Genomic DNA, 13,035 nt, shown 5'->3' on the forward strand with positions numbered 1-13,035 from the left:
CGGGCTTGACCCGAGGATCTGCTGCCCTCTCCGACGTGGTTAGATCCTCGGGTCAAGTCCGAGGATGACGACACGGAAAATGGCTCCCAAGTGTAAGCCGGCATATCTGGAGTTTTCTAATTGGCAAAACTGCCTGTCGAAAAGATGCGCGACCTGGAGCGCCGGTTCGCCGAGATCGAGGCGCGCATGTCGGAGGGGCCTGCCGCCGACGTTTATGTGAAGCTGGCATCGGAATATTCCGAACTGCAGCCGGTGGTGCGTAAGATCCGCGAATACGAGAAGGCGGTGGCTGAAGAAGCAGACCTTCGGACCCTGCTGGCCGACAAGGCGACCGACCGCGAGATGCGCGAGCTTGCCGAAATGGAATTGCCCGAAGCGGAAGAGCGGGTCGAGGCACTGGAAAAGGATATGCAGATCCTGCTTCTGCCCAAGGATGCTGCCGACGAGCGCAGCGCCATCCTGGAAATCCGTGCCGGTACCGGCGGCAACGAGGCTGCGCTTTTCGCCGGCGACCTTTTCCGCATGTATGATCGTTACGCCAGCGGCCAGGGCTGGAAGGTCGAAATACTGTCGGCAAGCGAAGGCGAAGCAGGCGGCTACAAGGAAATCATCGCCAATGTCACAGGCCGCGGGGTGTTTTCCAAGCTGAAATTCGAAAGCGGCGTGCACCGCGTGCAGCGCGTGCCCGATACCGAGACGCAGGGACGCATCCACACGTCTGCCGCCACCGTTGCGGTGATGCCGGAAGCCGAAGAGATCGATATCGAGATCCGCCCCGAAGACATCCGCATCGACACGATGCGGGCCTCGGGCGCGGGCGGCCAGCACGTCAACACCACCGATTCGGCGGTGCGCGTCACCCATCTGCCGACCGGCATCATCGTCGTCAGCGCCGAAAAATCGCAGCATCAGAACCGCGCCAAGGCGATGCAGGTTCTGCGCACCCGGCTCTACGACATGGAACGCCAGAAGGCCGACAGCGAACGCTCCGCCGACCGCAAGAGCCAGGTCGGGTCCGGCGATCGTTCCGAGCGCATCCGCACCTATAATTTCCCGCAGGGACGCGTGACCGATCACCGCATCAACCTGACGCTCTACAAGCTCGACCGGATGATCGAAGGCGAGATCGACGAAATGGTCGATGCGTTGATTTCCGATTATCAGGCGGGCCAACTGGCGCAACTGGGCGAGAAGCAGGGATGAAGACCCTTGCCGGAGCCGTGATGGCCGCCCGGCGGCGATTTGCCGAAGCCGGACTTGCCGACGCGGCTTTCGAGGCGCGCTATCTGATCGGCGGGCTGCTTGGGCTTTCGAGCACGCAGGTCTTCACCGGTGGCGACCGCCTGCTGACGCTGTCGGAGACGGCGCGGATCAGCGATGCCATCGAGCGGCGGCTGCACCATGAGCCGGTGCATCGCATTCTTGGATCGCGCGACTTTTTCGGGCTGACACTAAAGCTTTCGAAGGAAACGCTGGAGCCGCGGCCGGACACGGAAACGCTGGTGGAAGCCGTTCTGCCGCATGCCCGGCGGATCGCCGAAGAGAAGGGCAGCCTGCGTCTGCTCGACATGGGCACAGGCACCGGAGCGATCGCGCTTGCCCTGGCAAAAAGCGTGCCGCAACTGACGGCTGTCGGTAGCGATATTTCGCGCGGCGCTCTTGATACGGCGCTGGCCAATGCCCATTTGAATGGTATCGAGAACCGGTTTTCGACATGCGAAAGCCGCTGGTTCGACCGGATTGAGGGTTGTTTCGACATAATCGTGTCAAATCCTCCCTATATACGTTCGGACGTGATCCCGCAGCTTGCCGAGGATGTCCGCTTTTTCGATCCGATGGCGGCATTGGACGGGGGCCCGGACGGGCTCGACGCCTATCGCGATATCGCGGACGGGGTCGGCCCTTTTCTCCAGCCTGACGGTATGATCGGTTTGGAAATTGGCTTCGACCAGAAGGAAACGGTCGCCGCGATATTCAGGTCCAGAGGTTTTGAACTTGTCGAGGCCGTACGTGACTATGGCGGAAACGATCGTGTTCTGCTTCTTCGGGCCGGTCGCGAAGACAAGCCTTCAAGCTAAGCATGACAGCCGGATAACAAAGCTTGTGCGAGACTTTAGGACGTTTTGCACAAGCGAAAGAAAAGGCTTGGAATTCCGCTTGAAGCGGGCTAGGTTCGGATCACGCATTGGGCGGCTGGGAATGAACGGTTAAGTTCAAAGACAGATCAACCGGAGTTCGGCTCTCTTTTCGGGAGCATTCAGGGTTGAGCTTTTCCCGGTGCGTGATCAGACAAACCGACCTTCACGAGCAGCAGCGAGACGATGATGTCCGCATGCCGCCAGTGAAGCCTTGGTCCGGCGCGTGGCCGGTATGGCCAGCGTGGCCCTTTTATCAGCAAAACTAGAGAATTCAGGTGAAAGATCGATGAGGCCAGGACAACAGCAGAATAAGCGTGGTCGAGGGCGCGGTAACAACAACAATGGCGGCGGCGGTGGTGGTAACAACTTCAACCGCAAGGGCCAGAACCCCCTGACCCGGACTTATGACAGCTCCGGTCCCGACGTGAAGATCCGCGGCACCGCGCAGCATATCGCAGAGAAATATGCGACGCTGGCGCGCGATGCGCAGAGTTCCGGCGACCGCGTCATTGCTGAGAACTACCTGCAGCACGCCGAACATTACTACCGCATCATTGCCGCCGCGCAGGCGCAGATGCAGGAACGTTTTCAGGGACAGGAACGTCAGGATTATAACGGCCAGGACGATCGCGACAGCGACGACATGGACGGTAACGATTACGACGACGCCACGGGTTCGCAGCCTGCGATGGAACAGCCGCGCGAAAACCGCGAGCAGAACCAGAACCGTGATCGCAATCGCGACGACCGCAACAATAACCGAGGCGACCGGCCGGAACGCGGCAATCGCGGCGATCGTGACGGCAATCGCGACAATCGTGGCGAGCGCCCGCAACGCGGCGAGCGTAACGGCGTCCACGGCGGCGCACCGGTTGGCGAGCAGGGTGCCGAACAGGGTCAGGCTGCTGGCGCAGAACCGGCACTCGCTGCCGAGACGGACGACCAGCCGCGCATCGAAACCCGCGAGCGCCGTCCGCGTCGCGAACCGCGTGAACCGCGCGAGCAGGCAGCCGCCGCCGTTGTCGACGGCAGCGGTCCTCAGCCGGTGATTGAAGGCGTTCCGGCCGAAGTGGCTGCCGAAGAAGCCGAAGCACAGGCCGCCCCACGCCGCCGTGCCGCACCGCGCCCGCGCCGCCAGCCACGCAAGACCGCCGAAGGCGGCGAGGGCGATGGCGACAGCAAGGCCGAACTCGCGGACGTTGCCGGCGAATAAGGTTTCAAGACAGCGACATGGAAAAGGCCGTCCCGGTTGGGGCGGCCTTTTTTCGTTGTGCGGGGGGTGGTTCGCGAGTGCCCGCCACTATGGAAGGGGCGGGGGAGCGAATAGGACCCCGATCGCCGGTGTCGCGGGAGCAATGTCGGGTACAACGCCGCCGGCTTGCATGTTCAGTGGCCAACTGAGCCGATTGCAACGCTGCAGATCTCGGGCACCCTGATGGGACAGGAGCGTTTGGGGGAATGCATGCGTGAAACGCGGTCGCCACGTCTTGCGGTTCTGATCGATGCCGACAATGCTTCGGCAAAGATTTCCGATGCTCTTTTCGAGGAAATTGCAAGGATCGGCGAGGCCAGCGTGCGGCGCATCTACGGTGACTTTGCCAGCGGCCTGTGCAAGGCCTGGATCGACGTGCTGTCACGGCACGCGATCATCCCCCAACAGCAGTTCGCCTATACTACGGCCTGGAACACGTCGCAGCTAATCTGCGCCATTCTGCCGGAGCAGGTTTTCGTCAGGGCAGAGGCGATTGGCGAGGGGCATGCCTCAAGGTACGTTCGGGCCGATCGCCTCCAATCCTGGCGGAAGATGCCCGGCCCCCCTTCCTTCTGATCAAATGCGGGGTTGGCTGATACGGGCCGCCTATTCGTCTGCACCCGAACCGCGTCGCGATCGCGCCGTTGGGAATGCGCGAGCAGTTGTAGACATGGGTCGGATAAAGGTAGGAGCCGGCCTCGAGCAAAGGATGCGCCGGCCTGCGCCGAGGCGATCGGCCAGATCGTCGGCAAGAATGCCGCCGCCGAAACCGAGCCAGCTCGTCGTCCATTCGAAAAGCCAGGGAGCGAACGGGTGTCGCTGTCATTCCCGTCATATTGCGGTGCGCTATGTGTTTTATCGAACAGCGACCAATATTTACCGCGCTGCGCAAAATCATTAGGCTGGGTGCCAGCATTTTTCCGGAGGAGTTGCCGATGACGACGTTCGAAACATTTCTTGATGCCCAGACGGATGCGCTGGGCGGCGATCTTGTCGCCGTGCTGCGCGCGGTTGCCGAGGCCACGAGAAAGATTTCGGACACGCTCAAGACATCCTCGCTTGACGGACTGACCGGCGCCACCGAGATCACCAACGTCCAGGGCGAAGCGCAAAAGCCGCTCGACATCCTTTCCAACGATATCCTGCTCGACGCCTGCCGCGCGGTCCCATCGGTTGCCTTTGCCGTGTCGGAAGAACTCGATGCGGAAGTGGCGATCCATGTCGATGGCCGGTATGCGGTCATCTTCGACCCGCTTGACGGTTCGTCCAATCTCGACGTCAACGTCACGGTCGGCACGATCTTTTCGGTGATCGAAGCGAAGAGTGCCGATGAGATCTTAAAAAGCGGGCGTCACCAGCTGATCGCCGGCTATGCCGCCTATGGGCCGCAGACGACGCTCGTGCTGACCACCGGTCGCGGCGTGCAGATCTTCACGCTTGATGCCGCGGGCACCTATGTGATGACAACGGCGGATGCGAAGATTACGCCGGAGGCGAAGGAATTCGCTATCAACGCGGCGCGACGCGCCAGCTGGGACGACGTGGTGTCAGCCTATATCGAAGACGCGATCGACAGCGGCCACAACATGCGCTGGGTCGGCTCGATGGTGGCCGATACGCACCGTATCTTCAATCGCGGCGGCGTGTTTCTCTACCCTGCCGACCGCAACAAGCCGGGGGCCGGCGGGCGTCTTCGCCTGCTCTACGAAGCCAACCCGATCGGTCTTTTGGTGGAAGCGGCCGGCGGCGAGGCGATCATCGGGAATGAGAAAATTCTCGATATCGCGCCGACCTCGCTGCACCAGCGCGTGCCGGTGATCTTTGGATCCAAGGCGGAAGTGGACAAGCTCGCCACAGCGTATCGCGCGCGGGTGCTGGAGGCGGCGGCGGAATAGGGAAGGCGCCACGGCTGTCATGGCGACAGCCGATCGCGACGGCGTTCGGTGTCCGTCGAGGGCTCTGCCGGTGACGCGCATGGTTGGGTGACGCGCCAAGGACCGTCGGAGTGGACCGACGGTCAGGGTTGGCCGCGAAGCTCAGGTCGTTCTAGCGCGCCTCCTGCCAGTGCGGATAGGTAACATAGGCGGTGACGGCACCTTGCGCATGGGCGCGGATCGTGACGCCGTCTCCTTTCGGCATATGCACGATCTCGCCCGGTCCGGCGGTCACCGAATGGCCGTCGCTCGTCACCGTCAGCCGGCCTTCCAGAACGATCATCGTGTCGTGCACCGCCATGGTTTCGGTGAGCGTGGCATTGGCGCCGTAGCGCCCGAAACCTACGGTAACTGGCCCGCCGTGACGCTGGTCGACGAGATTGGCGGTATAGACCGCATCGTCCTGACCCGGCGACTGCTCGAAGGTTGCGTCGGCAATGGCGAATTTCTGCACTGTCATGGCCCTGTCTCCCATGGTTGCGGCCAGCGGGAACCTGAAGATCTGGCCGGTTCGACAGGGCAACGCCCGACGCGGCCGGTTGTTCTGTGCCGAGCTTCGGTTGGCACGCATGGCCCTTCGACTTCTGCCTCTTGGGGCGCAAGAAACGATGCCCGCAAAAGCGCTTGACCCGTCTTTAAATCCAAAAAAACTGCTCCCATATGTCCATCGAAGCCGGTCCATATCGTGATCCGGCTTGGGGCTTGCCGCAATCGGGAGCCCTATCCCAACCGTCGTTTCGTGCCGATCCGGGCGAGGCGATTTCAGGAGGTAAGGTATGAACATCGAAAAATATTCCGAACGGGTGCGCGGTTTCCTGCAGTCCGCCCAGACGCAGGCTCTGTCCGACGGTCACCAGCAATTCGCTCCCGAACATGTGCTGAAAGTGCTGCTCGATGACGATCAGGGCATGGCGTCCGCGCTGATCGAACGCGCCGGCGGCAATGCCAAGGAAGCGAAGATCGCCAACGATGCGGCGCTCGCCAAGCTCCCAAAGGTGTCCGGCGGCGACGGGCAGATTTATCTTTCGCAGCCTCTGGCCCGCGTGTTTTCGACAGCCGAAGACGCCGCCAAGAAGGCTGGTGACTCATTCGTCACCGTCGAGCGTCTGCTGCTGGCGCTTCTTATCGAAAATTCCGCCTCGACCTCGGCCAGCCTGAAAAAGGCGGGTCTGACGGCGCAGGGGCTCAATCAAGTGATCAACGAATTGCGAAAAGGCCGCACAGCCGACAGCGCCAATGCCGAACAGGGTTTTGACGCATTGAAGAAATATGCCCGCGATCTGACCACGGATGCGCGCGAGGGAAAGCTCGACCCAGTGATCGGCCGTGATGACGAAATCCGCCGCACGATCCAGGTCCTGTCGCGCCGGACCAAGAACAATCCGGTCCTGATCGGTGAACCCGGCGTCGGCAAGACGGCGATCGCCGAGGGTTTGGCGCTTCGTATCGTCAATGGTGACGTGCCGGAAAGCTTGAAAGACAAGCAGTTGATGGCGCTCGACATGGGCGCGTTGATTGCCGGTGCGAAATATCGTGGCGAGTTCGAGGAACGCCTGAAGGCCGTGCTCAACGAGGTGCAGGCGGAAAACGGCGACATCATCCTGTTCATCGACGAGATGCACACGCTGGTTGGTGCCGGCAAATCCGATGGCGCGATGGATGCGTCCAACCTGCTGAAACCCGCACTTGCCCGCGGCGAACTGCATTGCGTCGGTGCGACCACGCTTGATGAATACCGCAAGCATGTGGAAAAGGACCCGGCCCTTGCCCGTCGGTTCCAGCCCGTAATGGTGGATGAGCCGACGGTCGAGGATACGATCTCGATCCTGCGTGGCCTCAAGGAAAAATACGAGCAGCACCACAAGGTGCGCATCTCGGATTCGGCGCTCGTGGCGGCGGCAACCCTGTCGAACCGCTACATCACCGACCGTTTCCTGCCGGACAAGGCGATCGACCTGATGGATGAAGCTGCATCGCGGCTGCGCATGCAGGTGGATTCCAAGCCGGAAGAACTGGACGAACTCGACCGCCGCATCATGCAGCTGAAGATCGAGCGCGAAGCGTTGAAAAAGGAAACCGACAGCGCTTCCGCTGACCGGTTGGCGCGTCTTGAGACCGAAGTGACGTCGCTGGAAGAGCAGGCGGATGCGCTCACCGCCCGCTGGCAGGCGGAAAAGCAGAAGCTCGGTCTTGCCGCCGACCTGAAAAAGCAGCTCGACGACGCCCGCAACGAGTTGGCGATTGCCCAGCGCAAGGCGGAATTCCAGCGTGCCGGCGAACTGACCTATGGCGTCATTCCCGATCTGGAAAAGCGTCTCGCCGAAGCCGAAGCGCAGGATACGACCGCCAATGCCATGGTGCAGGAAGTGGTCGATCCGGATGCGATCGCGCATGTGGTGTCGCGCTGGACCGGCATTCCGGTCGACAAGATGCTGGAAGGCCAACGTGAAAAGCTGTTGCGCATGGAAGACGAGCTGGCTCTGTCGGTCGTCGGCCAGGGCGATGCGGTTCAGGCCGTGTCACGCGCGGTTCGCCGTTCGCGTGCGGGACTGCAGGATCCGAACCGGCCGATCGGCTCGTTCATCTTCCTTGGGCCAACCGGTGTGGGCAAGACGGAGCTGACCAAATCGCTGGCGCGGTTCCTGTTCGACGACGAGACAGCGATGGTGCGACTCGACATGTCGGAATATATGGAAAAGCATTCCGTCTCGCGGCTGATCGGTGCCCCTCCGGGCTATGTCGGTTATGACGAAGGCGGCGCGCTGACCGAAGCGGTGCGGCGCAAGCCTTATCAGGTCGTGCTGTTCGACGAGATCGAGAAGGCGCATCCGGATGTTTTCAACGTTCTTCTGCAGGTGCTGGATGACGGCCGCCTGACGGACGGGCAGGGCCGCACGGTCGACTTCAAGAACACCATCATCATCATGACCTCGAACCTCGGTTCCGAGTTCCTGACGCAGATGAAGGATGGCGATGACAGTGACAGCGTGCGCGAGCTGGTGATGACGCAGGTGCGCGGTCATTTCCGGCCGGAATTCCTGAACCGTGTCGACGACATCATCCTCTTCCATCGCCTGAAGCGCGATGACATGGGGGCGATCGTCGATATCCAGCTGCAGCGCCTGCTGAAACTGCTGGCCGATCGCAAGATCGAACTGGAACTGGACGATGATGCGCGCATCTGGCTGGCCGACAAGGGATATGACCCGGTTTACGGCGCGCGTCCGTTGAAGCGGGTCATCCAGAAGTTTGTTCAGGATCCGCTGGCCGAGGACATTCTGGGCGGCAAGATCCCGGATGGCTCGACCGTCAAGGTGACGTCGGGTTCGGACCGGTTGCTGTTTCGGGTGAAGGGTAGTTTGAGCGAAGCGGCGTAAGGCTGCTCAGTGTGAGTGATTGAGATGAGGCCGCGCCGGGTGACTGGCGCGGTCTTTTGGTTGCAACAGGCGGAGCGCGCTGCGAACAGTTGAAGCCTGTGTGAAGCGCAAAACTCCGGGAAAGGCCGTCGCTTGGGACTGCCTTTCTCGTGTCCGTATCCAGACGGCGTTGCTAGAGATTTTTCAGAAAGGCGAGGGAGGGCATGAAGAAATATTCCCCGCCCTTCATTGTGACCGTTTGCGGCACCGACGCGACCGTTCTGATCGACGCAGCATCACCCCAGCTGACGGGACAACTGATATCCGGACGCGGTTCGCCGTCTGGCATCTGACCGATGATCGGGTCGACGCCGGGGGGCGGCGAACCGTCGGGAACCTCCGGAAAGTCAATGGCATTGGCCCAGGCTACCTGCGTAAACTCGAACTGCTGTCCGATGTCGCTGTTGAAGGCCATGAACAGCAGGCCGACATCCTTTTCCGGCTTGTTGTCGATCCGGCCGTCATTGAGGTCGTCGGTCCGCACACCATAGGTCTGGCCGCGTCGGGCCATGATATGCGTTCGTTCACGTTCTTCCGGCTGGCCAAAGCCGCCGCTGCCGCGGGGATTGGTCTTACGGATGTGGCCGGCGAACGGACATTTCGCACCGTCCCCGTCGCTGTTATAGTTGAAATTGTTGGGGACCGGACTTTCGACGCCGTCTTCGAACTGCATCGTCACCGGCGTACCGTCTTCGAAGCGGCCGACCAACATGGCACCGGCGCGTTCATCCCCCGCAATGCCCAGCCTGCTGGCGAAATCGCGTTCCGACTGTTTGAAAAGTCTGACATTCTGCTCAAGCTTACGGAAGATGAAATAGCTGCCGCAATGCACAGTGGGATCCGGTGCGCCCGGATCCGGGACGATGACCTGTTTGAGCGGACAGAGCGGATTCCAGTTGGCAATCCCGTCGGTACCCCGTTCCTCAGCGACGACGTCCTCCATCAGGAATAGCGGCTGGCTTCGGCCGTCGACATAGCCGAAATGTTCGATACCCTCGGCATTGTCATTGTGCTGGCTCAGGCCGTCCTGTCTTGCCAGGATGGAAACGCCATCGGCTGCGCTTATCCATGCACAGACCTGTTCCAGAGTTTCATCCCTTGCGTCGGCCAGCATGTCACCAACCAGGATCACAGCATGAAGCCTGGATGCCTCGCGAAAATGCTCGTCCCATTCCGTCGGGTTCGGGTCGTTGAGTTTGGGATTTGCCTGCATGCCCTGGACGAAGGCAGGATCGGATGGGACGATTGGCAGATCGAGCGCAATATAGCCGGCCCGGCTCAGTCCGATGCCGATATAAGAGGTGCCGGGCACCATGGTTTTCTTGAAGGTTTCGATTTCCTTGAAGTGGCGCCACGCGGACTTCACGCCGTTGCCGACCGTGCGCAGAAATGCGCGTCCACCCGCCGGATCGTCGAAGCCAAGAAACAGCAAGGTCAGAAATTCCCTGACATGGCCCTTCAGGATATTGGGCTGCAGATTGTCGAGCATGGCCCGTTCGACGCCGGTTGCTTTTCGCCATGAGATCGCATTGTCAAAGTCGATTGCCATCGGATCCCCCATAGTGTCTGTGGAGCACAAGGGCATTATTGCCTAGAATTGCATTATTTCAACAATAGAACTTTTAGTTGTATCCTGCAGCAATGAAAGCGTGGTTGCCTGCCGAGGTGCTGGCAGGGTGATTACGCTTGCTGAGAGATCTTGGGAACTCGAGATGTTACCGGCTGGCGACCTGATCGCCCGACTGGCCGTTCGGTCCCAGCAGCGTGTCGATGCGCATGCGTTCCTGCTCGAAGCGGGCGAGCGCCTTGCCGTCGAGCGATTTGCCGCCCGGAAGACGCACTTTCAGCGGGTCCACCTTGGCGCCGTTGACGATCAGTTCGTAATGCAGATGCGCGCCGGTCGACTGGCCGGTCGTGCCGACATAACCGATCACCTGGCCCTGCGTCACTTTCGCACCTTCGCGCACGCCCTTGGCAATGGCGCTTTGATGGTTGTAGGAGGAGACGTAGCCATTGCCGTGGCGGATCAGCGTCTGGTTGCCATAGGTTCCCGCCCAGCCGGCTTTTTCCACGATGCCATTGCCGGCAGCGATGATCGGCGTGCCGCGCGGGGCGGCCCAGTCGGACCCCGTATGCATGATCGAGCGGCCGAGGATCGGGTGACGGCGCATGCCGAAACCCGAAGTGAAGCGGCCGTTCGGAACCGGGTTGCGCAGCAGGAACTGGCGGATGCTCTTGCCGTCCTGGTCGTAATAATCGACTGAATTGTCATCGCTGTTGAGGAAACGGTAGAAACGCGAAACGGTATCGCCGAACTTCGCGTTGACATAAAGCAGTTCGGAGGAGGCGGTCGCCTGACCGCTCTGGTCGGCCACCGAAAAGAACGCCTCGATCGTGTCTGTCGGACGCAGTTGGGCCTGCAGATCGACATTGCTGGCAAGCAGCTTGACAAGCAGCGCCGTCATGTCGGTGGTCATGCCATAGGACAGGGCGGCACGGAAAATGCCGTCATAGATGCGCGGCAATTCGCGGCCGGCAATCATCGGCGGGGCTGAATCGTCGAAGGCCGTATCGACGGCGTCGAGCTTCATCGGTTCCTGGCCCTTGATGAACCGTCCGCCATCATCGAGCGCGATGGTCATCAGATGATACCCGCGTCGATATAGGCTGGCGCGGACGATCTGTACCAGTTCGCCTTCCTGGATGAGGCCGATGCGCAGGACCTGTCCCTGCGTCAGGCGGTCGGACCCGAGATAATCGGAAAGACTGTCGGCGAGTTCCTTGGCCTGGGCCTTGGGATATCCGACGGCGGTCATTGCGGCCATGATGGTCTGGTCCTGGCGCACCGGAATGACGTCGTCGGCGTAGTCGCGGGTCTTCGAGGTGACCGGCTCCGGCTCGGACACCGTCATGTTTTCCTCGACGATGCGGGCAGACAGAAGATTGGACGTATCGAGATGATCGTCGTCATTGTCGAAACGGCGCGGATCGACATAGGCGAGGCCCGAAACCTGGCTGTTGCCGGCGGTCAGCAGCGACCCGTTGGTGCGCACGTTTTCCTCGACCTCGTCGAGCGACATGCCGGGCGCATAGGTATAGCTGCCGCGGGTGGCCGGGAAGGGGACGGTCTGGAGGCTGACATCGGTCTCGACCTGCGACCCGTAGATCAGACCGGTGCGATTGACCGGGGCTTCGTCTTCGGTGCGGTTCTCGCCGGTGGAGAAGATCGTCAGCGGATTGAAGGAAGGGTATTCCTCGGTGGCGACGTGATTGGCGGCAAGCTGCATCTTCACATGCGAAAACGGCTGGCGTCGGATGATCTCCTTTGAGCCCTCGTGGACGACGGTTGCCACTTCCATCACCTTGCGGTCCGTCGGCATGGCGACGATATTGGCGCCGAGCAGGCGTTTGCCGCGCGTCACGCCGTCGCCGTCGTGCGCGTCGGGAACCGAGGCATAGGCTTCGGCCGGGATGGCGAGCTGCTGGCGGCCGTCGAGCGCCGCAAACAGCGCCACGCCCATCAGGATGGAAGAGGTGATGCCGGTCAGAAACGTGCCGGACAGCCAGCGCACCGAGATCTCGCGGCGATCGGGCGCGCGCCGGCCATCTGCCAGGATGGGGGCCTCATTGCCGAGCGATCGGATCATGTTTCGGGGTGTCATCATGCCGGTTCTAACCAATATCCCGTGGGAAGCGGGCCCGTCCTATCTCTGCGCCGTTCTTATGTGAGGCTGTGACCGCAAGATGTGCCCTTTTCAGGGCATGGTGTCAAACAACCCAGGCACGATGGAACAAGCTGACAGGCCTTCCTGTATAAACCGTCCTCCTGTCCCGCCGCGCGCCTGTCTTTCCATAACCGAGCAGTGTTGAGCGAAACATGCTATTCGATGCGTCGCGGACGAAGGCGGACCGGCAAGCAGACGGGACGATTTTTCGCGAGACCGAATTCTGTCAGGCCATAACGAAGACAGGGACGCGTTCTCATGAGAACCAGGCCGCATCCCCGGTTGGCACTGGAAAGCTGTCATCCACGAACAACGAATTTAAGTCTAAAATTGCCGGACTCCGCATTATACGTCACAAAATCAATAACTTATTCGATTTTTGCATTTTTGTGAATTTGGGGTGTTGACGTTTTCGGGGGTGTTCGCCTATAACCCGGTCACTGACGAGGGCGGCGGCGCTGCTGGCGACGAAGTCTCTCGTTCTGAAGAAAGCCACAAAAGATTAGCGGAATGCTGGTTGGGACCGGGTTTAACGGTTTGGTCTCTGGTTTTTTGTGACGGCGGTGTTTT

Annotated in this window: 8 protein-coding genes and 1 pseudogene; 6 read left to right on the top strand and 3 right to left on the bottom strand. The window is 60.9% G+C overall.

Going from position 1 to position 13,035, the window contains the following annotated elements; genetic code table 11:
- Window positions 1-120 precede the first annotated feature (120 nt).
- From prfA to ACQKKX_RS11870, 5 genes and pseudogenes are all read left to right on the top strand, one after another.
- Window positions 121-1,203 carry a peptide chain release factor 1 gene (prfA, locus tag ACQKKX_RS11850; protein ID WP_427570881.1) on the top strand — a complete coding sequence of 361 codons (1,083 nt, stop codon included), beginning with the start codon at window positions 121-123 and terminating at the stop codon, window positions 1,201-1,203.
- Entirely contained in the window at window positions 1,200-2,078 is an 879-nt protein-coding gene (gene prmC / locus ACQKKX_RS11855; protein WP_427570882.1) for a peptide chain release factor N(5)-glutamine methyltransferase, read from the top strand. The genes prfA and prmC overlap by 4 nt, the downstream gene beginning before the upstream one ends.
- Window positions 2,079-2,424: 346 nt before the next feature.
- Complete coding sequence (locus ACQKKX_RS11860) at window positions 2,425-3,351, top strand: DUF4167 domain-containing protein (RefSeq protein ID WP_427570883.1); 927 nt, start codon at window positions 2,425-2,427, stop codon at window positions 3,349-3,351.
- Between the two features lie 249 nt (window positions 3,352-3,600).
- Window positions 3,601-3,849 (top strand): annotated as a pseudogene (locus ACQKKX_RS11865) (NYN domain-containing protein); the annotation flags it as partial.
- 476 nt (window positions 3,850-4,325) lie between these two features.
- Window positions 4,326-5,285: a class 1 fructose-bisphosphatase gene (locus tag ACQKKX_RS11870; RefSeq protein ID WP_427570884.1), complete on the top strand. Its 960-nt coding sequence runs from the start codon at window positions 4,326-4,328 to the stop codon at window positions 5,283-5,285.
- A 151-nt stretch (window positions 5,286-5,436) separates the two neighbouring features.
- Here the strand turns inward: ACQKKX_RS11870 and ACQKKX_RS11875 are convergent, their stop codons facing one another.
- On the bottom strand, window positions 5,437-5,784 hold the full coding sequence (locus ACQKKX_RS11875) for an ethanolamine utilization protein (protein WP_427570885.1): 348 nt from the start codon (window positions 5,782-5,784) through the stop codon (window positions 5,437-5,439).
- Window positions 5,785-6,100: 316 nt separating this feature from the next.
- On the opposite strand from ACQKKX_RS11875, the gene clpB reads away from it, so the two are divergent.
- Window positions 6,101-8,701, top strand: coding sequence for an ATP-dependent chaperone ClpB (gene clpB / locus ACQKKX_RS11880; protein ID WP_427570886.1), 2,601 nt, complete (start codon window positions 6,101-6,103; stop codon window positions 8,699-8,701).
- A gap of 172 nt (window positions 8,702-8,873) precedes the next feature.
- On the opposite strand, the gene ACQKKX_RS11885 is transcribed toward clpB, so the two are convergent.
- On the bottom strand, window positions 8,874-10,289 hold the full coding sequence (locus ACQKKX_RS11885) for a Dyp-type peroxidase (protein WP_427570887.1): 1,416 nt from the start codon (window positions 10,287-10,289) through the stop codon (window positions 8,874-8,876).
- 166 nt (window positions 10,290-10,455) lie between these two features.
- Window positions 10,456-12,405, bottom strand: coding sequence for a M23 family metallopeptidase (locus ACQKKX_RS11890; RefSeq protein ID WP_427570888.1), 1,950 nt, complete (start codon window positions 12,403-12,405; stop codon window positions 10,456-10,458).
- Window positions 12,406-13,035: the final 630 nt, after the last annotated feature.

Origin of the sequence: Neorhizobium sp. NPDC001467 (genome assembly GCF_050275975.1) — a bacterium.
Classification (GTDB): Bacteria; Pseudomonadota; Alphaproteobacteria; order Rhizobiales; family Rhizobiaceae; genus Neorhizobium.